Genomic DNA, 26,957 nt, shown 5'->3' on the forward strand with positions numbered 1-26,957 from the left:
ACACGCACATTCCGTTTCGGCTCCCCCTGCTGCCAAGGCTTCCCATGTCCCCACGTTCTGCTGTCCTCATCACTGGCGCCTCCGCCGGGATCGGCGCCGTCTACGCCGAACGCTTCGCCCAACGCGGCCACGACCTCGTACTGGTCGCACGCGACCAGGCACGCCTCAATGCCCTTGCCACGCGTCTGCAGGGCGCACACGGCATCAGCGTCGACGTGCTGCAGGCCGACCTCACCCAGCCGGCCGATGTCGGCAAGGTCGAGGCGCGCCTGCGCGACGATGCGCAGATCGGCGTGTTGATCAACAACGCCGGCATCGCCCAGTCCGACGGCATCCTGGAGCAGAACGCCGAGACGATCGAACGCCTGATCGCGCTCAATATCACTGCCCTGACGCGTCTTTCCGCTGCGGTCGCCCCGCGCTTTGCGCAGTCCGGCAGCGGCGCGATCGTCAACCTCGGCTCGGTGGTGGGCTTCGCTCCCGAATTCGGCATGAGCGTGTATGGCGCCACCAAGGCCTTCGTGCTGTTCCTGTCGCAAGGCCTGCACCTGGAGCTGGGTGCCAAGGGCGTGTACGTGCAGGCAGTACTGCCGGCCGGCACGCGCACCGAGATCTGGGAGCGCGCAGGGATCGACATCAACACGCTCAGCGACCTGATGGATGTTGGCGAACTGGTCGATGCCGCGCTGGTCGGCTTCGACCGTCGCGAGCTGGTGACCATTCCGCCGCTGCACGTGGCCGAGCGTTGGGACGCACTGGAGGGCGCACGCCAGGGAGTGTTGTCCGATCTGAAGCAGGCGGCTGCAGCCGAGCGCTACCAGCTACGCCCCTGATGATTCAACGCCGTGCACTGCCAGTAGCCGTTGCCGCCGCGGCAGGCAGGCGAAGCGCATGCCGATGCGGCTTGTGCCGCCAGCAGTCATCCCATCAAACGCTCCCGTGGCACTCAAGCTGCACCCAATGAGTTGCGAGCACGGCAGGTGACGGCAGCCGCGGTTCGGGCGCCCGTCACTCATTCCAACGACAGGATTGGATTCCAACCACATGAAAGCACTCACCTTCCAGCGCTATGGCAAATCGCCCGGAGTCGGTTTTTCCGAGCTGCCACGCCCGACTCCCAAGCCCAACGAATTGCTGGTCGAGGTGCACGCGGCATCGGTCAACCCGGTCGACAACATGATCATGGCCGGCACCTTCAAACCCGTTCTCACCTTCGACCTGCCCGCCACCCTGGGCAGCGATCTGGCAGGCGTCGTCACCGAGGTTGGCAGCCGCGTCACCCGCTTCAAGAAGGGCGATGCGGTCTTCGCCAGCGTGTTCGATCTGGGCACCGGCACGCTCGCAGAATTTGTGGTGGTACCCGAAAGCGCTGCCGCGCTGAAACCGGCGAATCTGGACTTCGTGCAGGCCGCCTCCATTCCCATGGTCGGGCTCACCTCCTGGCAGGCGCTCACGGAGCGCGCCAGACTGCAGCACGGCCAGAAGGTCTTCATTCCCGCCGGCTCCGGTGGCATCGGCACCTTCGCCATCCAGCTCGCAAAGCAGATCGGCGCGCACGTGGGCACCACCACCAGTACCGGCAATGTGCCGCTGGTGCGCAGCCTTGGCGCCGACGAGGTGATCGATTACAAGACCCAGAAATTCGAGAACGTGCTGAGCGGCTACGATGTGGTACTCGGCACCACCAAGGGCGATACGCTGGAAAAATCGCTCGGCATCTTGAGGACGGGCGGCAAGATCATCTCGCTCGTCGGCCCACTGGATGCGGCCTTCGCCCGCGCCCGGCGCTTGAACGGTCTGCTGACGCTGGTGTTCGGGCTGATGAGCCGCAAGATCAAACACCTGGCCAAAAAGCGCGACGTGTCCTACGCATTCCTGTTCGTTCGCCCGGACGGCGCGCAACTGGCCAAACTCGGCGAACTGCTCGAAGCCGAGCGTATCCGCCCGGTCATCGACAAGGTGTTTGCGTTCGACCAGGCAAAGCAGGCGCTGGAGTATCTGGCCAAGGGGCGTGCCAAAGGCAAGGCAGTCGTCAAGATCAGATAAGGCAGTGAACTGGTCACGGCAATCGGTGCAGACCCACGCATGCGAAAGGTCGCCCCGACGGCGAATGCCATTCAGTCACTGATGACCACACTATCGCGGCATTCGTGCGCAGGTCGCCATTGATGAGCGCCACCTGCGCTGTATCACTCAATCGCTAAACCTTGAGAGCAATTCGGTCCAGCGCATCCGGGTCTCTCGCCAACAACGCTGCTCGCAGCCAGAATGGAGGAAGTCCGACGCCGTTGATGACCGACGTTCGCACTGCACCTTACGATGCAGCTGCAAGACGTTCCTGCAACGCATACAGCGATTCTTTTCCCGATACAGCCAGCGCACGCGACGCGTAGAGCAGGCGATCGGTGAGCTCGCCACCCAGGCCAGGTTGACCCGCCTCGCGGGCCGCCTCACCGGCGTGCAGCATCTCCAACACGCCCTGCAGCCCGAGCAAGCAGTGATCGATATGCGCGCATTTGAGAGCCAGGCCAAATTGCATCGGCAGATCGGACCAATGCAGGCCGTTGGTGGCTTCCGCACCACGTGACTCGGACAGGCGACGGAAGAACACGTCCTCACGCGCATCACCATGATCGGCCACGGTATGAGCGGTCGGCTGCGAGGCGGTTGCGGTAGTGGCCGAATGGGCAGGATTGGTGCGCGGCATGAGGATCTCCTTGGATGAGGGAGTCCGTCACCCCGCTTCCAAACAGGGTGGCGGACGGTGCGCGGTTGGAAGACCGGTCCAAGGGCCGGCGGGCCTTTCGGCCCCCACGCACCGCCCGCCATAAAGCTGACGAGCACGCCCCCGCCATCAATCAGCAAGCACAAAAAAAGCGCCTGCATCGACAGCGTGGGCGCTTGTGCGCCTTGGATTTCGGGCTTCCACACCCGGCTGCGAGATTTATCGCAGCTAAGAGAGTCTTCATTGCGGCAACCACGAGTGTCAAGTGCCGCAGTTGCATACAAAAAAAGCCGCGCTGAGGCGGCTTTTTTTGTAGAAGCAGTGGCAACACGGCGTGCTGCGATCGGCGTGGTGGCGAAACAGCGTCTCGCCACCACGGACACTGACGTTACACCCCGTGCGCGGCCAACTGACCCAACCGCTGCACTGCCACCGACACAGTCGGGTAGTCCAGGGTCTTCTGCTCGGCCACATCGGCGAGCATGGCCAGGGTAAAGCGCAGGCTGGAATCGTCGCGCGCCAGCCAGTTGGCCACCTTGTCCTCGGCACTGCTGCCGGGCAGGGTCAGCACCTGGCCCACCAGTGCACGCTGATGCGCGGCCAGTTCGTCGCGCAGCACGCCACGCGCCACCGCATGCCAGCGGCCGTTGACCTCCAGCGCGTCGATCTGCTCGAACAACCACGGCAGCCGCAGTGCGTCGCCCAGGCGGAAATGCACCTTGGACACTTCCACCGGCTTGAGCTTGCGGGTGCGCGCGGTTTCGATGATGTCGAACGCCGGTTCCAGGTAGCGCAATTCGCACAGCTGCTGCGCCAGTTGCGGCGGCAGTCCCTTGTCCTGCCATTCCTGCACGCTGGCTTCGTACAGCGGTCGCTGCGTATCGGACAATACGCCCGAGGCGACACGGATGTCGTTGAACGGGCCGTGGTAACGCTCCACCGCCGCCGTGATGCCCGGCATCTGGCCCGGACGCAGCAGCAGCCAACGCACGAACGAGCGTTGCAGGCGCCAGATCACTTCCAGTGCATCGATCTGCACCGACTCGGGCACCTTGCCGTCCAGCGCATCGATCTGCGTCCACAGCGCGCGCGCATCCAGCGTTTCGCGGCTGATGGTGTAGGCCTTGGCGACCTCGGCGATGCTGCGGCCGGTGTCTTCCTGCATGCGCATCAGGAAGGTGGCGCCCATGCGGTTGATGGTGGTGTTGGTCACCGCAGTGGCGATGATTTCGCGCTTGAGGCGGTGACGCTCCATCGCATCGGCGTACTTCTTTTGCAGCGGCTGCGGGAAGTAACGCTGCAATTCCTTGGACAGGTACGGGTCTTCCGGGATGTCCGATTCCAGCAGCTGCTGGAACGCCACCAGTTTGGAGTACGACAGCAGCACCGACAGTTCCGGACGCGACAGGCCCTGCCCGCGTGCCTTGCGTGCCGACAGCTCGGCATCGGAAGGCAGGAATTCGATCTGGCGATCGAGCAGGCCCTGCAGTTCCAGCGTGCGGATGAAGTGCTGCTTGGAGCCCAGCCGCTTGACGCTCATGCGCTCCATCAAGCTGATCGCCTGGTTCTGCCGGTAGTTGTCCCACAGCACCAGGTCGGCCACTTCGTCGGTCATCGACGCCAGCAGCGTGTTGCGCGCGTCATAGGTGAGCTTGTTGGCCTGCACCATGTCGTTGAGCAGGATCTTGATGTTGACCTCGTGGTCGGAGGTGTCCACGCCGGCCGAGTTGTCGATGAAGTCGGTGTTGAGCAGCACGCCGGTCTGCGCGGCTTCGATGCGACCGAGCTGGGTCAGGCCCAGGTTGCCGCCCTCGCCCACCACCTTGCAGCGCAGCTCACCGCCATTGACGCGCAAGCCGTTGTTGGCGCGGTCGCCTACATCGGCGTGCGATTCGCTGGACGCCTTGACGTAGGTGCCGATGCCGCCATTCCAGAACAGGTCCACCGGCGCCTTGAGGATGGCGTTCATCAGCTCGTTGGGCGAGAGCTGCTTGACGTTGGACTCCAGGCCCAATGCCTCGCGCACCGGCGCGCTGATGTCGATGGACTTCAGGGTGCGCGCATAGATGCCGCCACCGGCGCTGATCAGCTTGGCGTCGTAGTCCGCCCAGCTGGAACGCGGCAGCTTGAACAGGCGCTCGCGCTCGGCGAAGGACGCAGCGGCATCCGGCGACGGGTCGAGGAAGATATGCCGGTGGTCGAACGCGGCCAGCAGGCGGATATGCCGTGAGAGCAGCATGCCGTTGCCGAACACGTCGCCGGACATGTCGCCGATGCCGACCACGCTGAAATCCTGGCTCTGGCAATCGCGCCCCATCGCGCGGAAGTGGCGCTTGACCGACTCCCACGCACCGCGCGCGGTGATACCCATGCCCTTGTGGTCGTAACCGACCGAGCCACCGGAGGCGAACGCATCGCCGAGCCAGAAACCATGATCCAGCGCCAGCCCATTGGCGATGTCGGAGAAGGTCGCGGTGCCCTTGTCGGCGGCGACCACCAGGTACGGGTCGTCCTGGTCGTGACGCACCACCTGCGGCGGCGGCACGATCTTGCCGCCGACGATGTTGTCGGTGATATCGAGCAGGCTCTGGATGAACAGCTTGTAGCAGGCGATACCTTCGGCCTGGATCGCGTCACGGTCGCCGCCCACCGGCGAGCGCTTGACGTAGAAACCGCCCTTGGCGCCCACCGGCACGATGACCGTGTTCTTGACCATCTGCGCCTTGACCAGGCCCAGCACCTCGGTGCGGAAATCCTCGCGGCGGTCCGACCAGCGCAGGCCGCCACGCGCCACCGCGCCAAAGCGCAGATGCACGCCTTCCACACGCGGGCCATAGACGAAGATCTCGCGATACGGACGCGGCTTGGGCAGGTCCGGCACCCGCGCCGAATCCAGCTTGAAGCTGATGCAATGGGCGTGCTTGCCGTGCTTGTCGGTCTGGTAATAGTTGGTGCGCAGCGTCGCATCGATCACATCGATGAAGCTGCGCAGGATGCGGTCTTCGTCCAGGCTGGAGACGCGGTCCATCAGCTTCAGCAGCGTGGCGCGGGTGGCTTCCTGCTGCGCGGCGCGGTCGCCGCCGCGGGCCTCCAGCACCGGCTCCAGCGCCTTGAGCGTGGCCTCGTCGCCGGCGGCCAGCGCAGACAACTCTTCGCGCAGGCGCTCCTGGCCGGCAAAGATCTGCGCCTTGGTCTCGCTGCCGGTGGACGGGTCGAAGCGCGCTTCGAACAGTTCCACCAACAGGCGCGCCAGCAACGGGTAACGGGTGAAGGTGGCTTCCACGTAGGCCTGCGAGAACGGCACCGCCGTCTGCAGCAGGTACTTGCAGTAGCCACGCAGCAACGCGACCTGACGCCAGTGCAGGCCGGCGGCCAGGATCAGGCGATTGAAGCCGTCGTTTTCCGCATCGCCGTTCCAGATGCGCTCGAAGGCTTCACCGAAGCTGGCATCGGCGTTGGCCGCGTTGATCTTGCCGGCGGTGGATTCGACCTCGAAATCCTGGATGTAGACCGGCGTTTCGCCGACCTGCAGCCGATACGGCCGCTCGGAGATCACGCGCAGGCCCATGTTTTCCATCATCGGCATCGCGTCGGACAACGGAATGTCGTCGAGCTGGCGGTATAGCTTCAGGCGCAGGCCTTCGCCGGCATCCAGGCGCATGCCGTCGTCGCGACGGATTTCCTGCAGGCTCAGATGCAGATCGTCCGGGCCATCCAGCGTGGCCAGGTGCTCGACATCGGACACCGCCGACTCGATCGACGAATCTTCGATGTAACCGGCCGGCAACGCGCGGCCGAAATTGGCCGCCATGCGCAGCCCGTTGGCTTCGCCGTGGCGCGCCACCAGCGCCTCGCGCAGGGCGTCGCGCCAGTTGCGCAGCAGGTGCGCCAGGCGCGATTCGAGTTCGGTGGTGTTGAACTCCAGCGCCTCGCCGCTCTTGGGGCGCACGATCAGATGCAGCTGCGCCAATGGCGATTCGCCCAGCACCACGCTCGAATCGATGTACTCGCCATGCAGCGCGTCCTTCAACAGGCCTTCGATGCGCAGGCGCACGTCGGTGTTGAAGCGCTCGCGCGGGATGTACACCAAGGCGGAAATGAAGCGGCTGTATTTGTCGCGGCGCAGGAACATGCGGCTGCGCACACGCTCCTGCAGCCCCAGGATGCCGATCGCCGTGCGGTACAGCTCTTCTTCGTTGGACTGGAACAGCTCCTCGCGCGGCAGCGTTTCCAGGATGTGGCGCAACGCCTTGCCGCTGTGGCTGCTCGGGGTCAGCCCCGACTTGCTCATCACGTATTCGTGGCGCTGGCGCACCAGCGGGATTTCCCACGGGCGACGGTTGTAGGCGCTGGAGGTGAACAAGCCCAGGAAGCGCTGCTCGCCGACGATGCGGCCCTTGGCATCGAATTCCAGAATGCCGATGTAATCCATGTAGCCAACACGGTGCACGCGCGAGCGTGCGTTGGTCTTGGTCAGGATCAAGGCGTCCTTGAGCTTGGACGAGGCATTCAGGCCATGCGCGGCCAGGGTGGTCACCGGGCGCGCCGGCGAGGTGTCGTGGCCGCGCATCAGGCCCAGGCCGGTCTCTTCCACCGGGGCCAGCACATCCTGGCCGTCCTGCTTCTCCACGCGGTATTCGCGGTAGCCGAAGAAGGTGAAGTGGTCGGCGGCGGCCCAGCGCAGGAACTCCTGCGCCTCGTGGCGGCTGATGTCGTCGATGGGCAGGCGGCGGGTGGCCAGGTCGTCGGCCAGCATCACCATCTTTTCGCGCATCGCGGCCCAGTCCTGCACGATGGCGCGCACCTCGGCCAGCACCTTGCGTACCGCCGCTTCCACCTTGGGCATCTCATCGGCCGGCTGGCGGTCGATCTCCAGCACCATCAGCGATTCGCTCTTGCCCTCGCCCACCGCGGTCAGCTTGCCGGCCTTGTCGCGCGCGATGCGCAGCACCGGGTGGCCCAGCACGTGCACGCCGATGCCCAGGTCCGACAGGGTCATGCTGACCGAGTCCACCAGGAACGGCATGTCGTCGTTGACGATCTGCAGCAGCGTATGCGGCGACTCGTAGCCGTGGCTCTTCAGGGTGGGGTTGAACACCCGCACGTTGACCGTGCCGGCCTTGCGCACGCGGGCAAACTCCAGCATGTCCGACGCCAGCGCCGCCCATTGCTCGGGCGGGTGATTGGGGAACTCGTCTTCTTCCATGCGCCGGTAGAAGTCGGCGGCGAACGCCTGGACCTCGCCCTGGCGGGCCGCCGGGTAGCGCTTGCGCAGTGCGGCAAACACCGGCTCGAGGGTGACCGCCTGCGGTTCGGTGGCAAGCACGGGGACGGCACGTTCGGCGACCGGTTTGACCGACGTCGTGGACGATTTCGGAGCGGCTTTCTTGGCTGTCATGAGAGCGCTGGGATGCTCGGTAGGAAAGCTGAATTGTACCGATGGACCGTGACGACGCCTTGCTGCATAGCGCAAATGCTCAGCGCCCGGCAGGCATCGCGGGGGTGCAAAAGCCGTATGGGTCTGAAGTTTCCCGCCGCTGCCCGGCTGGGCGCCGCCGCCGATCGCCAGATCCGGCAAAGTCCGGCGCGACGCTTGGCACACAAGGCGTTGTGCAGACCGGACGGCCTACGTCAAGGCTGTTTAAAAACTAAACTGGACGGTATAGTCTACCGCCATGACCCCTCGTCCCCCCCGTGCTGCCCGGCGTTCGGACTGCGATCGCCGCATCCATGCTGCCGTGCATACCTTGCTTGCCGAACGCGGAATGCGGCTGAGCATGGACGCGGTGGCCGAGCGCGCCGGCTGTTCCAAGCAGACGCTCTACAGTCACTACGGCTGCAAGGAGAACCTGCTGCGCGATGTGCTGCAGGACCACGTGCACCTGGCCACGGTGCCGCTGGACGCGGTCTCCGGCGATCTGCGCGAGGACCTGCTGGCCTTTGCGCTGGCCCATCTTGACCGTCTGAACAGCCCGGATGTGCTACAGACCTGTCGTCTGGTTGAAGCCGAGTCGCATCGGTTCCCGGATCAGTCCCGGCAAATTTTCCACGAAGGCGTGGTCGGCATGCAGCGACGTCTGGCGCATCGCTTCGAACAGGCGATGGCGGCCGGCCAGCTGCGCCATGACGATCCGCACTTCATGGCCGAGCTGCTGCTGAGCATGATCGTGGGGCTGGATTTCGATCGCCAACGGTTTCAGGTTCCCCATCGCGCCGGCCTGCCCGCCAGGCAGCAATGGGCGCAGTTCGCCGTCGACACCTTTTTGCGGGCGTTTACCGCTGCACATGCCGCGCCTGCGCCGGCCCCGCTTTCTTTTCTCACTTCAAGACCCTAACGGAGTTCCTCCTGATGATTGCCCCGCTCCGCACCTTCGGCCTGGCCTTGGCCATCACCGCGGCGCTCGCTGCCTGCAGCAAGCCCGAACAGCAGCAGGCGCCGCCGCCGCCGGAAGTGTCGGTGCTGGAAATGAAGCCGCAGACGCTGCCGCTGGAACGCGACCTGGTGGGCCGCCTGTCGGCGTTCCGCTCGGCCGACGTGCGCGCCCGAGTGGATGGGGTGTTGCTCAAGCGCCTGTACACCGAAGGCACCGACGTCAAGGAAGGCCAGCCGCTGTTTGAGATCGACCCGATGCCGCTGCGGGCCACCCTGCTGCAGGCCCAGGGCCAGCTGGCCGCGGCCGAAGCGACCTATGCCAATGCCCAGATCGCCGCCAAGCGCGCGCGCAGCCTGGCGCCGCAGCAGTACGTCTCGCGCGCGGACATCGATAACGCCGAAGCCACCGAGCGCTCCTCCGGCGCCAACGTGCAGCAGGCGCGCGGCGCGGTCGAGGCCGCCCGGATCCAGCTGGGCTTCGCCAGCGTCACCTCGCCGATCACCGGCCGCGCCGGCATCCAGCGGGTGACCGAAGGCGCCCTGGTCGGCGCAGGCGAAGCCACCTTGCTGACCACGGTCGACCAGATCGACCCGCTGTACGTGAACTTCGCAATGAGCAGCGAAGAACTGGCTTCGCTGCGCCAGGCCCAGAGCAGCGGCAACGTGCAGCTCAGCGGCGACGGCAAGTCCACCATCAACGTGGAACTGGGCAACGGCACCCAATACCAGCACCCCGGCACGCTGGACGTGTCGGCGGTGACGGTGGACCCGAGCACCGGTGCGGTGTCGCTGCGTGCCACCCTGCCCAACCCGGAACTGTCGCTGCTGCCGGGTGCCTTCGTCACCTTCAAGGCCAGCCTTGGCCAGCGCAACAACGCCTATCTGGTGCCGCAACAGGCGCTGCAGCGCGATGCGACCGGCGCGTATGCGCTGGTGCTGGGCAAGGACGGCAAGGTGGTGCGCAAGAACCTTACCGTGGACGGCCAGCAGCAGGGCCAGTGGATCGTGACCGGCGGCGTGGCACCGGGCGACCAGGTCATCGTCGATGGCGTGCAGAAGGCCAAGGAAGGGCAGCCGGCCAAGGGCGTGCGGTGGGACCCGAACAAGCCGGCCGCAGGCGGCCAGCCCGGTCAGCCGGGCGCTCCCGGCGCGGCACCCGCCGCAGGCCAGGCCGGCAATACGCAGGCCGCACCGGCCGCCGACGCGGCCGATGCCGCGGCACCGGCGGCGCAGGAGCAGCCCAAGCAGGACGCGGCCGCGCAGCCGGCCGACTCCCAGTCCAAGCAGCAGTGACGGAACCCGGACATGCCTAAGTTTTTTATCGAACACCCGATCTTTGCCTGGGTGGTGGCGATCCTGATCTCGCTTGCCGGCGTGATCTCGATCCTCAATCTGGGTATCGAGTCGTACCCCACGATTGCCCCGCCGCAGGTCACCGTCACCGCCAACTTCCCCGGCGCCAGCGCCGACACCGCCGAAAAGGCGGTCACCCAGGTCATCGAGCAGCAGCTCACCGGTATCGACCACCTGCTCTATTTCAACTCGTCGTCGGCGTCCAACGGCCGCGTCACCATCACGCTGACCTTCGAAACCGGCACCGACGCGGATATCGCGCAGGTGCAGGTGCAGAACAAGGTGTCGCTGGCCACGCCGCGCCTGCCATCGGAAGTCACCCAGCAGGGTGTGGTGGTGGCCAAGGCCAACGCCGGCTTCCTGATGGTGGCGGCACTGCGCTCGGACAACCCGTCGATCGACCGCGACGCGCTCAACGACATCGTCGGTTCGCGCGTGCTCGAGCAGATCTCGCGTGTACCCGGCGTCGGCAGCACCAACCAGTTCGGCGCCGAGTACGCGATGAACATCTGGTTGAACCCGGAGAAGCTGCAGGGCTACAACCTGTCGGCCACCCAGGTGCTGACCGCGGTACGCAACCAGAACGTGCAGTTCGCCGCCGGTTCGGTCGGCGCCGACCCGACCCCGCAAGGCATCAGCTTCACGGCCACGGTGTCGGCGGAGGGGCGTTTCAGCTCGCCGGAAGAGTTCGAGAACATCATCCTGCGCACCGACAACAATGGCGCCACCGTGCGCCTGAAGGACGTCGCACGCGTCTCGGTCGGCCCCAGCAACTACGGCTTCGACACCCAGTACAACGGCAAGCCCACCGGTGCGTTCGGCATCCAGCTGTTGCCGGGCGCCAATGCGCTGAACGTGTCCGAGGCGGTCGGTGCCAAGCTCGACGAACTGCAGCCCACCTTCCCGCAGGGCGTGAGCTGGTTTGCGCCGTACGAGTCGACCACCTTCGTGCGCATCTCCATCGAGGAAGTGGTCCACACGCTGGCCGAAGCCATCGTGCTGGTGTTTCTGGTGATGCTGCTGTTCCTGCAGAACTTCCGCGCCACGGTCATCCCGACCCTGGTGATTCCGGTCGCGCTGCTGGGCACCTTCTTCGGCATGTACGCCATCGGCTTCACCATCAACCAGCTGACGCTGTTTGCGATGGTGCTGGCGATCGGCATCGTGGTCGATGACGCGATCGTGGTGATCGAGAACGTCGAACGCATCATGAGCGAGGAGCATCTGGAGCCTAAGGCAGCCACGCAGAAGGCGATGACCCAGATCACCGGCGCGGTGGTGGCCATCACCGTGGTGCTGGCGGCGGTGTTCATCCCCTCCTCGCTGCAGCCCGGTGCGTCCGGTGCGATCTACAAGCAGTTCGCGCTGACCATCGCCATGTCGATGGGCTTCTCCGCGTTCCTGGCGCTGACCTTTACCCCGGCGTTGTGCGCCAGCTTCCTCAAGGCCACCCATTCGGACAAGAAGAACTGGGTCTACCGCACCTTCGACAAGTACTACGACAAGCTGGCGCATCGCTATGTCGGCGTGGTCGGCCACACCTTGAAGCGCTCGCCGCCGTGGATGATCGTGTTCGTGGTGCTGGTGGTGCTGTGCGGCTTCCTGTTCACGCGCATGCCGAGCAGCTTCCTGCCCGAAGAAGACCAGGGCTTTGCGGTGGCGATCGTGCAGCTGCCGCCGGGCGCAACCAAGATCCGTACCAACGAAGCCTTCGCGCAGATGCGTGCGGTGCTGGAGAAGCAGCCGGCCGTGGAAGGCATGCTGCAGATCGCCGGTTTCAGCTTCCTGGGTTCGGGCGAAAACGTGGGCATGGGCTTCATCCGGCTCAAGCCGTGGGAAGAGCGTGACGTCACTGCCGAGCAGTTGATCCAGCAGCTCAACGGCGCCTTCTACGGCATCAAGGGCGCGCAGATCTTCGTGGTCAACCTGCCCACCGTGCAGGGCCTGGGCCAGTTCGGCGGCTTCGACATGTGGTTGCAGGACCGCGCCGGTGCCGGCCAGGAGGCCTTGACCCAGGCGCGCAACATCGTGCTGGGCAAGGCCGCCGAGAAGGCCGACACCATGGTGGGCGTGCGCCCGAACGGGCTGGAAAACGCGCCGCAGCTGCAGTTGCACGTGGACCGCGTGCAGGCGCAGTCGATGGGGCTGGATGTCAGCGACATCTACAACTCGATCCAGCTGATGCTGGCACCGGTGTATGTCAACGACTACTTCTCCGAAGGCCGCATCAAGCGCGTCAACATCCGCTCCGACGACCAGTTCCGCACCGGCCCCGAGTCGTTGCGCAACTTCTTCAGCCCGAGCACGACCGCGGTAGGCGCCGATGGCCAACCCGGGATGATTCCGCTGAGCAATGTGGTCAAGGCCGAATGGACCTACGCCTCGCCGGCATTGAACCGCTACAACGGGTATTCGGCGGTCAACATCGTCGGCAACCCGGCGCCCGGCGGCAGCTCCGGTCAGGCGATGACGGCGATGGAAGAGATCGTCAACAACGACCTGCCACCGGGCTTCGGTTTCGACTGGAGCGGCATGTCGTACCAGGAAATCATTGCCGGTAATGCGGCGACGCTGCTGCTGGCGTTGTCGGTGGTGGTGGTGTTTCTGTGCCTGGCCGCACTCTACGAGAGCTGGTCGATTCCGGTGGCGGTGCTGATGGTGGTGCCGATCGGCGTGCTGGGTGCGATCGTGTTCTCGATGCTGCGCGGTCTGCCGAACGACCTGTACTTCAAGATCGGCATGATCACGGTCATTGGTCTGGCCGCGAAGAACGCGATCCTGATCGTGGAATTTGCGGTGGAGCAGCGCGCGGCGGGCAAGACCCTGCGCGAGGCAACCCTGGAAGCGGCGCATCTGCGTTTCCGCCCGATCCTGATGACCTCGTTCGCGTTCATCCTGGGTGTGCTGCCGCTGGCCATTTCCACCGGTGCCGGCGCCAACTCGCGTCACTCCATCGGTACCGGCGTGATCGGCGGCATGGTGTTCGCCACCGTGCTCGGCGTGATCTTCATCCCGCTGTTCTTCGTGGTGGTACGCCGCATGCTGGGCGACAAGCTGGACGAGCAGTCCAAGGAATATCTGGTCGCACAGAACGACTCAGGCACGCATCGCCCGGATCGTTGATCCCGGACAGGGCGTAGAACGAAAAGCCCCGGCAATGCCGGGGCTTTTTTTGGCCTGCGCAACAGTGATGTCCCGTAGGAGCGCACCCGGGCGCGACGGGCATGCCCGGTAACGCCCGTCGCGCCCGGGTGCGCTTCTACGATGGGGGGATTGGTGACATGCCGTGCTCGGGCAAGGCCGCACTGCGCGATCCGCAATACCCGCCACGCCGTTGTAGGAGCGCACCCGGGCGCGATGGGCTGTACCGGTAACGCCGGTCGCGCCCGGGTGCGCTCCTACGACGACGGCGGCTAGGTGCGCGGGCGCACGCCGGTGGAGCCGCGCACCACGCAACGCCCGGTCATGACCATGCGGCGGATCGGCAATTGCGGGTTGCTCAGCCGCTCGAGCAGCAGCGACATCGCCGCGCGGCCCATGTCTTCGACCGGCTGTTCGACCACGGTGATGCCCGGTTCGACCAGGTCGGTCCAGCGCTCGTTGTCGAACCCGGCCAGGGCCAGATCGTGCGGCAGGCGCAGGCCGGCCGTGCGGGCGGCCTTCAGCGCACCCATCAACAGCAGGCTGTTACTGGTGACAATCGCTTCGGGGCGGTCATCGTTGGCCAGCCACCGCTCCAGCTCGGCAATGGCCGCCTCGGCGGTGGGCGCCACTTCGCGATAATCCGGGCTCAGGCCCTGCGCGCGCATCGCGGCCAGGTAACCGTCGCGGCGCTCGGCCGCCGTGGTACTGGTGCTGCCGAACAACCCGCCGATGCGCTGGTAGCCCTGCCCCTGCAGATGCGCCACCAGCTCGCCCATGGCCGCGGCGTTGTCCAGCACCACGCTGTCGTAGCGGCTGCCGGGGCCGGCACGGTCGACCAGCACGGTGGGGTAATCCAGGGCCAGTTCGTGCATGCGCCCCACGGTGACCCTGGTCGGGGCGAAGATCAGCCCGGTGATGCGCTCTTCCTGCATCAGCTCCAGATACAGCGCCTCGCGCTCGGGATCTTCATCGGTATTGCACAGGGTCACGCGCATACCGGCACGGTAAGCGACCTCTTCCACCGAGCGGATCAGCGCAGTGAAGTACGGGTTGCGGATGTCGGCCACGATCACGCCCAGGATGCCGGACTGCTGGGAGCGCAGCCGTCGCGCCATCAGGTTGGGGCGATAGCCGGTCTGGCGGACGGCGGCCTCGACCTTGGCCCGCACCTCCTCGCTCACCGGCCCGGTACCCAGGGCGCGCGAGACCGTGGACTTGGACACACCGGCCACGCGGGCCACGTCATTGATGCTGATACTCACTGGGACCGTTCCCGCTCCATTTGCGCACCTAACCCAGGTGCGGTGTCGCCTCTGATCCTAACCCGAAAGCACTACAAGGATTTTGTGCACCGCACATTGACCTGAAACGTGGGAACGTTCCCACTATACTTCCCAGCCTGATCCCAATCGGAGCCCGCCTTGTCCTCTCCGTCGCCTGCCCCCGTGACTCCCGAGCTCATCCGTCTGCATGCGCAGGCCCGCGACAAGGACGATGCCATTGCCCAGGCCGCGCAGTTGCTGGTGGCCGCCGGCTGCGTGGCGCCCGGCTACGACGCCAGCATGCGGCGCCGCGAAGGCCTGGCGAACACGTTCCTGGGCCACGGCCTGGCAATCCCGCATGGGGTGGGCGAAGACCGCCATCTGGTGCGCCGCGACGGCATCGCCGTCCTGCAGCTGCGCGACGGCGTGGAGTGGAACCCCGGCCAGACCACCCGCCTGGTGGTCGGCATTGCTGCCCAGTCCGACACCCACATCACCCTGCTGCGCCGCCTGACCCGGCTGATCCAGGACCCGGCCCAGCTGGAAGCGCTGTTCAGCACCGACGACCCCGCCGTCATCGTGGCCGCGCTCACCGGCGACCGCGCGCCGGACGCCAGCGCCGCGCCGGCCACCGACCTGGCCGAACGCTTCGAGTGGACGATTGCGTATCCCAGCGGCCTGCACGCCCGCCCGGCCACGCGCTGGGCCGAGACCGCCCGCGGCTTCTCCGCGCGGGCGCAGGTGCGTGCCGGCGAACAGGCCGCCGATGCCAAGAGCCTGGTCGGCCTGTTGCAGCTGGGCCTGCGTGCCGGCGACAGCATCACCGTTTCGGCCGAAGGCGCTGATGCACCCGCCCTGCTCAAGCGCCTGCGTGCCGTGATGGACAGCCTGACCGCGCAGGAAAAGGCCGATGCTGAGCGTGCCGCGCAGCGCCGCGCCGCCCCGGTGGTCGGCTGGACCCCGCCACAGGCGCAGCCGGCCATCGTCGGTATCGGCGCCAGCCCGGGCGTGGCGATCGGCATCGTGCACCGCCTGCGCGCCGCGCAGACCGAAGTGGCCGATCAACCGGTGGGCCTGGGGGATGGCGGCGCATTGCTGCACGACGCGCTGACCCGCACCCGCCAGCAACTGGCGGCCATCCAGGACGACACCCAGCGCCGCCTTGGCGCTTCGGACGCGGCCATCTTCAAGGCCCAAGCCGAACTGCTCAACGACACCGACCTGATCACCCGCACCTGCCAGCTGATGGTCGAAGGCCACGGCGTGGCGTGGTCGTGGCATCAGGCGGTCGAACAGATGGCCTCCGGCCTGGCCGCGCTGGGCAACCCGGTGCTGGCCGGCCGCGCGGCCGACCTGCGCGATGTCGGCCGCCGCGTGCTGGCCCAGCTCGACCCGGCCGCTGCCGGCGCCGGGCTGACCGACCTGCCCGAGCAGCCATGCATCCTGCTGGCCAGCGACCTGTCGCCCTCGGACACCGCCAATCTGGATACCGCCCGCGTGTTTGGCCTGGCCACCGCGCAGGGCGGGCCGACCTCGCATACCGCGATCCTGTCGCGCACCCTGGGCCTGCCGGCGCTGGTCGCTGCCGGCGGCCAGTTGCTGGATATCGAAGACGGCGTCACCGCCATCATCGACGGCAGCAGCGGGCGCCTGTACCTCAACCCCTCCGAGCTGGATCTGGACGCGGCGCGCACGCATATCGCCGAGCAGCAGGCCATCCGCGAGCGCGAAGCCGCGCAGCGCGCATTGCCGGCCGCAACCACCGATGGCCACCACATCGACATCGGCGCCAACGTCAACCTGCCCGACCAGGTGGCGATGGCACTGACCCAGGGCGCCGAAGGCGTGGGCCTGATGCGTACCGAATTCCTGTTCCTGGAAAGCGGCCGTACGCCCAGCGAAGACGAACAGCACGCCACCTACCTGGCGATGGCACAGGCATTGGACGGCCGCCCGTTGATCGTGCGTGCGCTGGATATCGGCGGCGACAAGCAGGTGGCACATCTGGAACTGCCGCACGAAGAAAACCCGTTCCTGGGCGTGCGTGGTGCGCGCCTGTTGCTGCGCCGCCCGGACCTGCTGGAACCGCAGCTGCGTGCGTTGTATCGCGCGTCCAAGGACGGGGCGCGGCTGTCGATCATGTTCCCGATGATCACCTCGGTGCCGGAGCTGATCGCCCTGCGCGACATCTGCGCACGCCTCCGCGCCGAGCTCGACGCGCCGGAGGTGCCGATCGGCATCATGATCGAAGTGCCGGCCGCCGCCGCCCAGGCCGACGTGCTGGCGCGCCATGCAGACTTCTTCTCGATCGGCACCAACGACCTCACCCAGTACGTGCTGGCGATCGACCGCCAGAACCCGGAACTGGCCGCCGAGGCCGACAGCCTGCACCCAGCAGTGCTGCGCATGATCCGCAGCACCATTGAAGGCGCACGCAAACACGGCCGCTGGGTCGGCGTATGCGGCGGCTTAGCCGGCGATGCGTTCGGCGCCAGCCTGCTGGCTGGCCTGGGCGTGCAGGAGTTGTCGATGACGCCCAACGATATCCCGGCGGTGAAGGCGCGCCTGCGTGGTGCCTCGATGCACCAGCTGCAGCAGCTGGCCGAGCAGGCGCTGGACTGCGAAACCGCCGAACAGGTGCGCGCATTGGAAGCCAAGCGCGAGGACGCGGCATGAGCCTGCAGGCCATCACGGTCACGCTGAACCCGGCGATCGACCAAACCATCCAGCTCGACAGCCTGCAACCCGGTGCCGTGCATCGCGCCAGCAGCGTGCGCAACGATGCCGGTGGCAAGGGCATCAATGTCGCTGCCTGCCTGGCCGACTGGGGGTGCCAGGTCGCCGCGCTCGGCGTGCTCGGCGGCGGCAATGCCGGCGTGTTCGAAGCGCTGTTCCGCGAGCGCGGCATCGTCGATCACTGCCAGCGCGTGTCCGGCGAAACGCGCACCAATCTCAAGCTGGTGGAAGCGCGCAGCAACGACACCACCGACATCAACCTGCCCGGCCTGCAGTTGAGCGGCGCGCACCTGCAAGGCGTGGCCGATCAGCTTGCACCGCTGCTGCGCCCCGGCCTGCCGGTGGTGCTGTCCGGCAGCCTGCCGGCCGGCCTGCCGGCCGACAGCTGGGCGCGATTGCAGGCCCAGGCCAGCGCGGCCGGCGCGCGGGTGTTGCTCGATACCAGCGGTGCGCCGCTGGTGGCCGCGCTGGATGCCACACGCGACGCACTGCCGTATGCGGTCAAGCCCAACCGGCACGAACTGGAAGCCTGGACCGGCCGGCCGTTGACCGACCGCGCCGCGCTTGGCGCCGCCGCGCACGAACTGCTCGCGCGTGGCATCCAGCTGGTGGTCATTTCGATGGGCACCGACGGCGCCCTGTTCGTGCAGCGCGACCAGCGCCTGATCGCGCGCCCCCCTCGCCTGGCGCAGGGCAGTAGCGTCGGTGCCGGCGATGCGATGGTGGCCGGGCTGGCGGCAGCGCTGCTGGATGCCGCCACCGACCTGGCGCAGTGCGCGCGGCTGGCCACGGCGTTTTCGATGTGCCGGCTGGAAAGCGGCGACGCACGCCGACTCACCGCCGACGGCGTGCGGCGTGCCGCCGCCGAGGTCGTGATCGAGACCGTGTCGTGAGCCGGTCCCTGCAGGTGCGGCCCGACCGCAGGTCGCCACGCGCACGGCGCACCGCGACCAATGGCACGCCCGGCACGCGTCGCACGCACGCCTAACCCCATCGAATTCCCCCGCCGGCCATACCGGCGACCGCAATACAGCAGGAGTCTTGCCATGTCCTCTTCCATCGTGGTCATCGCCGCCGGCGAACGCAGTACCGAAGCCGTCCTGGCGGCCGAAGCGCTGCGCCGTGCGGCCGCCGCCGCCGGGCGCAGCGTGACGATCGAGATCCGCAGCGACCAGGGTGTGCTCGGCGCCTTGCCGAGCGAGCTGGCCAGCGGGGCCACCCAGGTGCTGGTGGTCGGCGATGCCGATGCCGACACCGCGCGCTTCGGCGACGCACAGCTGCTGCAGCTGAGCCTGGGTGCCGTGCTGGACGACCCGGCCGCGGCGGTCGGTCAATTGGCCGCGCCCGCCTCGGCCACCGGGTTGGCAGCCGCCGGCACCGGCAGCAAGCGCATCGTGGCCATCACCTCCTGCCCCACCGGCATCGCGCACACCTTCATGGCCGCCGAAGGCCTGCAGCAGGCTGCCAAGAAGCTCGGCTACCAGATGCGCGTGGAAACCCAAGGCTCGGTCGGCGCGCAGGACGCGCTCACCGACGCCGAAATCCGCGCGGCCGATGTGGTCATCATCGCCGCCGACCGCGAAGTGGATCTGGCCCGCTTCGGCGGCAAGCGCTTGTTCAAGAGCGGCACCAAGCCGGCGATCAACGACGGCCCGGCGCTGATCAACAAAGCACTGGCCGAAGCCAGCGTGCACGGCGGCACGACACCTGCCATCGGCACCGCCACCAGCGCCACCGCGAGCAAGGGCAACGGCCGCACCGGCGCCTACAAGCACCTGATGACCGGCGTGTCATTCATGCTGCCATTCGTCACTGCCGGCGGCCTGTTGATCGCGCTGGCATTTGCACTCGGCGGCATCTACGCCGGCGACGACGCGCACCAGGGCACGTTGGCCTGGTCGCTGTTCCAGATCGGCGCCAAGGCCGGCTTCACCCTGATGGTGCCCGCGCTGGCCGGCTATATCGCCTACTCCATCGCCGACCGCCCCGGCATCGCGCCCGGCATGATCGGCGGCCTGGTGGCCGCCAACCTCAATGCCGGTTTCCTCGGCGGGATCATCGCCGGCTTCATCGCCGGCTACGGCGTGGCCGCGCTCAACCGCTACATCAAGCTGCCGCGCAATCTGGAAGGGCTCAAGCCGGTGCTGATCCTGCCGGTGCTGGGCACCCTGCTGGTCGGGCTGGCGATGATGTACGTGTTCGGCCAACCGGTGGCCGACCTGCTGGCCTGGCTCACTGCCTGGCTGCGCGGCATGCAGGGCAGCAGCGCGCTGCTGCTGGGCCTGTTGCTCGGCGGCATGATGGCCTTCGACATGGGCGGGCCGGTCAACAAGGCTGCTTACGCATTCTCCACTGGCCTGATCGCCAGCCAGGTCTACACCCCGATGGCCGCCGCCATGGTGGCCGGCATGACCCCGCCGCTGGGTATCGCGCTGGCCACCTGGGTGTTCCGCAACCGCTTCACCGTGGAAGAACGCGGCTCGGCCACCGCCGCCGGCGTGCTCGGCCTGGCCTTCGTCACCGAAGGCGCGATTCCGTATGCCGCGCGCGACCCGTTGCGCACCATCCCGGCGCTGGTGATCGGCTCGGCGGTGGCCGGCGCGATCTCGATGTCGGTCGGTGCCGAACTGAAGGCCCCGCACGGCGGCATCTTCGTGCTGCTGATCCCCAATGCCGTGACCCATCTGGCGATGTATGTGCTGGCCTTGCTGGCCGGCGTGGTGGTCACTGCCATCGCCCTTCGCGTGCTCAAGCAACCGGTGGACGACGTCGTCGCCTGAGCCAAACCCGCGGCAGCAGGCATCTGCCGCCGCATCCGACGCGCCGGACGCGCGTCACTCCTGCTTGCTGTTACCGCCGCGCCGCGTAGTGATCGCGCGCCGCCAACGGCTTGCCCATGCCCTTGCTGTCGCGTTCGCCACCTTTGGCCACGCCCTCTTTGTTCGGAGTCCTGCCATGTCCGCCCTGCTCTCCCACCGCGCTTCCCATCGTCTGCTGTGCCTGTCGCTTGCCATGACGCTGGCCCCCTTGGCCCACTCACAGGAGGCCGCCGATGCCTTCAAGCTCAAGCTGGGCTACACCGGCGAAGCCGCCTCGATGATCGACGGCGGCCGCAAGAACGGCGACGCCTACGCCGGCCAGCTGATGGTCGGCACCGATGTCGACATGGGCCGCCTGTTCGGCTGGAATGGCGCCACGGTCAAGCTGTACGTGACCAACCGCCACGGCACCAACCTGTCCAACAGCAGCATCGGCAACAGCACCTCGGTGCAGGAAATCTACGGCGGCCAGGGCACGCGCCTGGCCAACTTCACCCTGCTGCAAAAACTCTTCAACGACCGCCTGGAACTGGAAGCCGGCCGCAGCGTCGCCAACATCCACTTCCTCGGCTCGGACCTGTGCCAGTACTTCCAGGGCAACTCGGCCTGCGGCAACCCCACCTTCGTGTTCCGCACCAGCAACTTCACCTACTGGCCGGTCTCCAGCTGGGCCGCGCACGCCACCGCCTGGGTCACGCCCAAGGTCTATGTGCATGTGGGCGCCTACGAGGTGAACCCGGTGCAGGCGCAGGACGGCCAGCACGGCCTGAAGTGGAGCACTGACGACACCACCGGCGTGGTGGTGCCCTACGCCATCGGCTACAAGAACAAGGGCGGCGACGGCACGCTGGCGGCGATGTACGAACTGGGCGGCTGGCAGGACAACTCCGACTACACCGACCCGCTGCGCGACCGCAACGGCAACCCCGCCGTGCTCAGCGGCCTGGACTATGAAAACAAGCAAGGCCGCTCGGGCCTGTTCGGCCGTTTCGAACAACAGGTCACCAACCCGGACCCGTCCGGCACCCAGGGCCTGACCGTCTTTGCCGCCGTCCTCAAGAGCACCGGCGGCCAGGCCATCGAAGACCACTTCGTGCAACTGGGCCTGGTGCAGAAAGGCACATTCGCCAGCCGCCCGCAGGACAACATCGCGTTCGTGATCACCCAGCAGAAGTACAGCGATGAGGCCCTGGAAAACCTGCGCCTGGCGCGCGCCTCCGCCGGCGGCACCGGCACACCGGCCGACAACCAGATCATGATGGAGCTCAGCTACGGCATCCAGGTCACCAAGCGCCTGCGCATCGCCCCCAACCTGCACTACGTGATCAACCCCGACCAGTTCAACGAACCCACCCGCACCAACGATCTGGAGAACGCGCTGATTGCGGGCATGCGGATCGATTGGAATTTGTGAGCTGTAGACCCGTAGAGAAGCCGCGCACATTGCTCGCATGCTTGGCGGGCACCACTGCCTGAAGTGGGTGGTGGGTGGGTTGCATTTGTGTAATGACCCGCCACTGTCTAACGCTTGAATTGAGCGGACCAGCCAGCGAAGGTGGCGCAGGTCCGTTGCAATGAAGGGTTGAGCAGCACTGCTTGCCTACCAAGCCTTTGACAGACTGCCATTCCAAGGGACAAAAAGGTAACCGCCAGAGCAGTCTTGTAAGGCCCCTTGAACTTCTATCAGGGTGTTGATCTCATCCAGTGCCTCCGCCAGATCTTCGATCTCGATTTCGAAGCGCTCGCCGCAGACAGCCATTTCAGCCTCGTGCTCAGTTCCTGCGCCGATCTCTGCTGCCTTTTGTATGACATGGGGCTCGTTCACGAGACGAATGACGTATGAAGGACTGCCGGGACGAGAAACGACGAGGCGCTCCTTCACCCTCTCTATGGTCAGCCCATAGCCTTCCAACGACTTTGCTGCGACTTCCAGCGTCGCCCTGCCCGTCTGAATAAACACTGCACAAGATTCGGTCATTTGTGCTGCTCAACACCTGAATTAAGCCAAGCCGCGGAGCGACTTCGGCTTGAATGAACTGCTAGACACTCTGGATGAGTAGATCACCGTAACCCCAGACGAGGGCGCCCCAAATTGCCATGATGGCAACTGCCCACGACAGAACATGATGGTGAGTCTTGAACATATAGAAGAGCGACAACGACTCCGCAAAAGTACCTCCGCGAATTGACTCCAAAAATCCAGTGATGCGAAATTGTGCAAGTGCAGAGAAGATAGAAGTAATTGCACCGCTACGCTGGAACCACGACGCAAGTGACTCGGAGTCTGGGCGTAACACTGTCCAGAAAGACATGGGACCGACAACGAATGCTAAGACAAGTAGGAAAATTATCAGGCAGAGCTCGGCTTCTAGTTTTCTGATGGTAATCTTCATGGCCGGCAAGGTCTAACGCCTGAATCAAGCAGGCACACGAAGCGTGTTCGGCTTGAATGAATTGTTAGACCGCACGCAATGATTCATAGCTACTGACTCACTGCGATCGTGTGACGGGTGTTGGCCTCGCTATAGCAGACGACGCAAACGACGGCCATGCCATTGAACTCCAGGAACGCATCTGTCATGTCTCCCTCCCGCTGAAACGTCTCCTCGCAGAGATAGCACCAAGCTTGTAGATCATTCGGATCATCACTGTTCTCGATGAAGCCAGCTGGAGCGGGCGTAGCTTGCAACAAGTGCTGACAGACGACGGCGGAAATGCGCTCGCCGTGCGGCCCGCAATTGACCAACATTGGCTCAGTCTCAGTCATGTGTTGTGCGGTCTAACACCTGAGTTAAGCCGCACCGCAAAGCGGTGTCGGATTGGACGAATAGTTAGCGCTCATCTCAACTTTACGAATGTGCCGCCAACGTTGACATGCACCGCTCTGACGCTTGGACTTTCAACAGAAAAATGATTAGCGCTTCTGCTGCGAGCTCCATTGCCTTTGGAGCGAAAGCGAGACGCCTTGCCCTCATTGAGGACCCCCTGAATCATTTCGAGTTCTGAAACGTCCAACTCCCCAGCTCCACGAACATTGTGTTCGCTGCCGCCGGAACTTAGTCGAAACGTTCCGTCGACTGTGCACGGCCAGACCTCGTCGCCGTCTGCCAAGGTGAAGTAGAACGCTTTGGACAATAGAACCGTGACCATGAGTGCTAACAACTATTGGACCGCCGAAATGCGGTGTTGCACGGAGTATCTTCGATCGCTGGCGCTTTGTGAACGGGGGAAATCCTAGCCGGGGTCGCGGGATAGTACGATAGCAAGCGGTCGCGACCATGCGGATGCTTTCAGTGTTATCCAGCAAGGACGCAGGCGTATGAGATACACCCCAAAAACAGTGGCGGAACAGAACATCTACCGCTCCGGCTACTCGATCAGGCGCGCGACCGCCTGCGGATACGGCGCTACAGCCTGCGTACCGAGCAGGCATCTCTGAGTTGGATACGGCGCTCCATCCTGGCCGGCGGCAAGTGCCATCCGGCGCAGATGGGCCAGGTTCAAAATCCCGAGTAGTGGCGTCACAGTGCACAACCGTGCATGCAAGACGTCCAACACCAGAAACGAAAAAACCGCGCAATGCGCGGTTTTTTCGTCAGACTTTTTGCCAACCGATCAAGGACGACGCGCCAGCGCCTCCACGTCCTTGGCCTTGGGCAGCAGGTCCTGCTTGGTCACCGCGAACGGGCCAATGCTCAGCATCGGTACGGCCACGATCACCGAGGAGATCACCACGATCACTGCGCCGATCATGTGCGTCTCGGCCAGGCCTTCCATCGACTCGCCGCCGTAAATGTACAACGCCATCGCCGACAGGAAGAACATCACCGCGGTGATCACCGTGCGCGACAGCGTCTGGTTGATCGAGCGATTGAGCACTTCCAGCGGCTCCACGCGCAGGGCGCGGAAGTTCTCGCGCACGCGGTCGAACACCACGATGATGTCGTTGATGGCAAAGCCCATCACCGACAGCAGGCCGGCCAGCACGGTCAGGTCGAACTCGCGGCCGGTCAGCGACACGTAGGCCACCGTCAGCAGCAGGTCGAACAATGCGGTCAGGCTGGCCACCACGGCAAACTTCCACTCGAAGCGGAACGCGATGTAGATTAAGAAGCCCACCAGCATGAACACCGTGGCGTACACGCCGTTCAAGGCCAGGTCCTTGCCGACCTGCGGGCCGACGAACTCGCCCGGCTGCACGGTGGCCGGGTTCTGCTCGGTGCTCACTGCCTTGCGCACTTCTTCGGCGACCGTGCGGGCCGCATCGTCGCGGTTATTGTGCTGCTCGCGGGCCTGCAGGCGGATCATCACCTCGTTGCCGCCGCGCGCGTTCTGTACCTGCGCATTCTCGAAGCCGGCACTGGACAGCTGCTCGCGCACCTGGTCCACGTCCACCGTCTTCTGGAAGCTGGTCTGCACGAGCGTACCGCCGGTAAATTCCAGGGCGTAGTTGAAACCCTTGCCGATGACGATGCCGACCGAGGCGATCGCCAGCACCAGCATCAGGATCAGCACCGGCTTGCGCAGGCGCATGAAGTCGATCTTGGTGTCGTTGGGAATGAGATGGAGCGGGAACAATTTCATGGAAAAGAGCTTCCGTTTAAGACGTCTGCATCGTCAGGACGCAGACGCTTGCGAAGGGATTCATCCCCCGACTATGCGCAGCGGACTGCACGGGCCGGGGCCAGGCTCGCATCTCAGATGGCGACGGATTTCAGCTTCTTGCGGCTGCCGTAGATCAGCACCGCCAGCGCACGCGACACGGTGATCGCGGTGAACATCGAAGCGAAGATACCGATCATCATGGTCAGCGCAAAACCCTTCAACGGGCCGGTGCCGAATGCGTACAGGGCCACCGCCACGATCAACCCGGTGAGGTTGGCGTCGAGGATGGTGCCGCCGGCCTTTTCGTAACCTGCCGCAATCGCCGACTTGGGCGGCACGCCCAGGCGCAATTCCTCGCGGATACGCTCGTTGATCAGCACGTTGGCGTCCACCGACAGGCCGACCGACAAGGCCAGACCGGCAAAGCCCGGCAGCGTCATGGTGGCGCCGAACAGCGACATCACCGCCACCACGATCAGCAGGTTGAACAGCAGCGCCACCGATGTGATCGCGCCAAACACGCGGTAGTAGACAGTGAAGAACACCAGCGTGAACAGGAACGAGTAGATCACCGCGGTGACGCCGCGTTCCACGTTCTCCGCACCCAGGCTGGGGCCGATCACGTATTCCTCGACGAAGTCCATCGGCGCGGCCAGCGAGCCGGATTTCAGCAGCTTGGCCAGGTTTTCCGCTTCGGTCTTTTCCAGCCCGGTGGTCTGGAAGTTCTTGCCGAACACACCCGCAATGCGGGTTGGCGACAGGGCTTCTTCCTTGACCCGCACGCTGCGCACTTCCTTGCCGTCGACCATGGTCACGGTGGGAATGCGCTCGATGTAGACCACCGACATCAGCTTGCCGACGTTGGCGCTGGTGTAGTCGAACATGCGCTGGCCGGCCACGTTGTTGAGCGTCACCGCCACTGCGGGCATGCCGTTCTGGTCGGTGCTGACCGACGCGCTGACCATCTGGTCGCCGGTCACCAGCGCGCGCTTGTTCAACAACACCGGCGCACCGGTATCGCGTACGCGGTACACCTTGGCTTCGGGCGGAATGGTGCCGCTGCGCACGGCGTCTTCGGCATTGCCTTCGACCACCGCGCGGAATTCCAGCGATGCGGTGGCACCGATCAGGCGCTTGGCCTCGGCGGTGTCCTGCAGGCCGGGCAGTTCGACCACGATGCGGTCATCGCCCTGGCGCTGGATGGTGGGCTCGGACACGCCCAGCGCATTGACGCGATTGCGCAAGGTGGTGAGGTTCTGCTCGATCGCGCCACTGGCGATCTGCTTGAGCTCGGCTTCCGGCACCTTCACCGAAATGGTCTGCCCGCTGATGTCGTAGGTCAGCAGCGGCTGCGCCTTGGCCAATGCGACGCGTGCGGCATCGGCACTGGCGCCCTCGCCCAGGCTGACCTGGATGCTGTTGTCGCCGCGGCGCTCGACCGAGCGATAGGCGATGCGGCCGTCGCGCAAGGTGGTGCGGATGTCTTCGGCAAAGCCGTCGATGCGCTTTTCCACCGCCGCCTTCTGGTCCACCTGCATGGCGAAGTGCACGCCGCCAACCAGGTCCAGGCCCAGCACCATCGGGCGGCCGCCCAGCTTGGCCAGCCACTCCGGCACGGTGGACGCCAGGTTCAGCGCCACCGTGTAGTTCTCGCCCAGTTGCTGGCGCAGCACGTCGTTGGCACGGGTCTGCGCCTGCAGGTTGGGCAGGCGCACCATCAGGCTCTCGCCTTCCTTGGTCACCGCCTTGGGGGTGATGCCGGCGGTCTTGAGTTCGGCATCGATGCGGCTGCGCAACGCGTCGTCGAGCTGCGCGCCACGACTGGCGGTGATCTGCACCGACGGGTCTTTCTGGTAGATGTTGGGCAGCGCATACAGCGCGCTGACCGCCAGCACCAGCAGGATCAGGAAATACTTCCAGCGAGGAAATTCGAGCATTGC

General features: G+C 65.6%; 16 protein-coding genes. 9 read left to right on the forward strand and 7 right to left on the reverse strand.

What is annotated here, in order from left to right:
- Positions 1-44: 44 nt before the first annotated feature.
- Together ACCQ12_RS11650 and ACCQ12_RS11655 are read left to right on the forward strand one after the other, a co-directional pair.
- A complete protein-coding gene (locus ACCQ12_RS11650; protein WP_372381766.1) occupies positions 45-833 on the forward strand; it encodes an SDR family NAD(P)-dependent oxidoreductase in 789 nt (262 codons plus the stop codon).
- 211 nt (positions 834-1,044) lie between these two features.
- Positions 1,045-2,046, forward strand: a complete 1,002-nt coding sequence (locus tag ACCQ12_RS11655) for an NADP-dependent oxidoreductase (protein WP_372381767.1) — start codon at positions 1,045-1,047, stop codon at positions 2,044-2,046.
- A gap of 268 nt (positions 2,047-2,314) precedes the next feature.
- Here ACCQ12_RS11655 and ACCQ12_RS11660 read toward each other — a convergent pair whose 3' ends face one another.
- Together ACCQ12_RS11660 and ACCQ12_RS11665 are read right to left on the reverse strand one after the other, a co-directional pair.
- Positions 2,315-2,611: a hypothetical protein gene (locus ACCQ12_RS11660; protein ID WP_104582236.1), complete on the reverse strand. Its 297-nt coding sequence runs from the start codon at positions 2,609-2,611 to the stop codon at positions 2,315-2,317.
- A gap of 502 nt (positions 2,612-3,113) precedes the next feature.
- Positions 3,114-8,123 (reverse strand): NAD-glutamate dehydrogenase, encoded by a 5,010-nt coding sequence (locus ACCQ12_RS11665; RefSeq protein ID WP_372381768.1) that lies wholly within the window; start codon positions 8,121-8,123, stop codon positions 3,114-3,116.
- A gap of 277 nt (positions 8,124-8,400) precedes the next feature.
- Between ACCQ12_RS11665 and ACCQ12_RS11670 the strand changes: the two genes are divergently transcribed.
- The 3 genes from ACCQ12_RS11670 to ACCQ12_RS11680 are packed head-to-tail and all read left to right on the forward strand — an operon-like array spanning position 8,401 to position 13,574.
- A complete protein-coding gene (locus tag ACCQ12_RS11670; RefSeq protein WP_372381769.1) occupies positions 8,401-9,060 on the forward strand; it encodes a TetR/AcrR family transcriptional regulator in 660 nt (219 codons plus the stop codon).
- A gap of 14 nt (positions 9,061-9,074) precedes the next feature.
- A complete protein-coding gene (locus ACCQ12_RS11675) occupies positions 9,075-10,391 on the forward strand; it encodes an efflux RND transporter periplasmic adaptor subunit (RefSeq protein ID WP_372381770.1) in 1,317 nt (438 codons plus the stop codon).
- Positions 10,392-10,403: 12 nt separating this feature from the next.
- Positions 10,404-13,574 carry a multidrug efflux RND transporter permease subunit gene (locus ACCQ12_RS11680; protein WP_039407364.1) on the forward strand — a complete coding sequence of 1,057 codons (3,171 nt, stop codon included), beginning with the start codon at positions 10,404-10,406 and terminating at the stop codon, positions 13,572-13,574.
- Between the two features lie 290 nt (positions 13,575-13,864).
- On the opposite strand, the gene ACCQ12_RS11685 is transcribed toward ACCQ12_RS11680, so the two are convergent.
- Positions 13,865-14,857, reverse strand: a complete 993-nt coding sequence (locus ACCQ12_RS11685) for a LacI family DNA-binding transcriptional regulator (RefSeq protein ID WP_372381771.1) — start codon at positions 14,855-14,857, stop codon at positions 13,865-13,867.
- Positions 14,858-15,016: 159 nt separating this feature from the next.
- Here ACCQ12_RS11685 and ptsP point away from each other — a divergent pair, with 159 nt between their 5' ends.
- The 4 genes from ptsP (at position 15,017) to ACCQ12_RS11705 (ending at position 21,826) form a co-directional block, all read left to right on the forward strand.
- Complete coding sequence (gene ptsP, locus ACCQ12_RS11690) at positions 15,017-17,533, forward strand: phosphoenolpyruvate--protein phosphotransferase (protein ID WP_372381772.1); 2,517 nt, start codon at positions 15,017-15,019, stop codon at positions 17,531-17,533.
- Positions 17,530-18,486, forward strand: a complete 957-nt coding sequence (gene pfkB, locus ACCQ12_RS11695) for a 1-phosphofructokinase (protein ID WP_372381773.1) — start codon at positions 17,530-17,532, stop codon at positions 18,484-18,486. Before ptsP ends, pfkB begins: the two co-directional genes overlap by 4 nt.
- Before the next feature lie 153 nt (positions 18,487-18,639).
- On the forward strand, positions 18,640-20,373 hold the full coding sequence (locus ACCQ12_RS11700) for a PTS fructose transporter subunit IIC (protein WP_372381774.1): 1,734 nt from the start codon (positions 18,640-18,642) through the stop codon (positions 20,371-20,373).
- 175 nt (positions 20,374-20,548) lie between these two features.
- The gene (locus ACCQ12_RS11705; protein ID WP_372381775.1) at positions 20,549-21,826 is read left to right on the forward strand and encodes a carbohydrate porin; all 1,278 of its coding nucleotides are present in this window, start codon (positions 20,549-20,551) and stop codon (positions 21,824-21,826) included.
- Between the two features lie 186 nt (positions 21,827-22,012).
- On the opposite strand, the gene ACCQ12_RS11710 is transcribed toward ACCQ12_RS11705, so the two are convergent.
- From ACCQ12_RS11710 to secD, 4 genes are all read right to left on the reverse strand, one after another.
- Complete coding sequence (locus tag ACCQ12_RS11710; protein WP_372381776.1) at positions 22,013-22,390, reverse strand: hypothetical protein; 378 nt, start codon at positions 22,388-22,390, stop codon at positions 22,013-22,015.
- 504 nt (positions 22,391-22,894) lie between these two features.
- Positions 22,895-23,179 carry a hypothetical protein gene (locus ACCQ12_RS11715; RefSeq protein ID WP_184375069.1) on the reverse strand — a complete coding sequence of 95 codons (285 nt, stop codon included), beginning with the start codon at positions 23,177-23,179 and terminating at the stop codon, positions 22,895-22,897.
- Positions 23,180-24,027: 848 nt separating this feature from the next.
- Positions 24,028-24,996, reverse strand: coding sequence for a protein translocase subunit SecF (gene secF, locus ACCQ12_RS11720; RefSeq protein WP_355581503.1), 969 nt, complete (start codon positions 24,994-24,996; stop codon positions 24,028-24,030).
- 113 nt (positions 24,997-25,109) lie between these two features.
- Positions 25,110-26,954: a protein translocase subunit SecD gene (gene secD / locus ACCQ12_RS11725; protein ID WP_179453949.1), complete on the reverse strand. Its 1,845-nt coding sequence runs from the start codon at positions 26,952-26,954 to the stop codon at positions 25,110-25,112.
- Positions 26,955-26,957: the final 3 nt, after the last annotated feature.

This window comes from Xanthomonas sp. NCPPB 1068, assembly GCF_041479385.2.
Lineage (GTDB): Bacteria > Pseudomonadota > Gammaproteobacteria > Xanthomonadales > Xanthomonadaceae > Xanthomonas > Xanthomonas cannabis.

Excerpts from the sequence above, each read along its gene's own strand:
- ACCQ12_RS11665 (WP_372381768.1), bottom strand. The coding sequence starts at position 8,123 with ATGACAGCCAAGAAAGCCGCTCCGAAATCGTCCACGACGTCGGTCAAA.
- ACCQ12_RS11705 (WP_372381775.1), top strand. The coding sequence starts at position 20,549 with ATGTCCGCCCTGCTCTCCCACCGCGCTTCCCATCGTCTGCTGTGCCTG.
- ACCQ12_RS11680 (WP_039407364.1), top strand. The coding sequence starts at position 10,404 with ATGCCTAAGTTTTTTATCGAACACCCGATCTTTGCCTGGGTGGTGGCG.
- ACCQ12_RS11675 (WP_372381770.1), top strand. The coding sequence starts at position 9,075 with ATGATTGCCCCGCTCCGCACCTTCGGCCTGGCCTTGGCCATCACCGCG.
- secD (WP_179453949.1), bottom strand. The coding sequence starts at position 26,954 with ATGCTCGAATTTCCTCGCTGGAAGTATTTCCTGATCCTGCTGGTGCTG.
- secF (WP_355581503.1), bottom strand. The coding sequence starts at position 24,996 with ATGAAATTGTTCCCGCTCCATCTCATTCCCAACGACACCAAGATCGAC.
- ACCQ12_RS11700 (WP_372381774.1), top strand. The coding sequence starts at position 18,640 with ATGTCCTCTTCCATCGTGGTCATCGCCGCCGGCGAACGCAGTACCGAA.
- ACCQ12_RS11650 (WP_372381766.1), top strand. The coding sequence starts at position 45 with ATGTCCCCACGTTCTGCTGTCCTCATCACTGGCGCCTCCGCCGGGATC.
- ACCQ12_RS11710 (WP_372381776.1), bottom strand. The coding sequence starts at position 22,390 with ATGACCGAATCTTGTGCAGTGTTTATTCAGACGGGCAGGGCGACGCTG.
- ACCQ12_RS11670 (WP_372381769.1), top strand. The coding sequence starts at position 8,401 with ATGACCCCTCGTCCCCCCCGTGCTGCCCGGCGTTCGGACTGCGATCGC.
- ACCQ12_RS11655 (WP_372381767.1), top strand. The coding sequence starts at position 1,045 with ATGAAAGCACTCACCTTCCAGCGCTATGGCAAATCGCCCGGAGTCGGT.
- pfkB (WP_372381773.1), top strand. The coding sequence starts at position 17,530 with ATGAGCCTGCAGGCCATCACGGTCACGCTGAACCCGGCGATCGACCAA.
- ACCQ12_RS11715 (WP_184375069.1), bottom strand. The coding sequence starts at position 23,179 with ATGACTGAGACTGAGCCAATGTTGGTCAATTGCGGGCCGCACGGCGAG.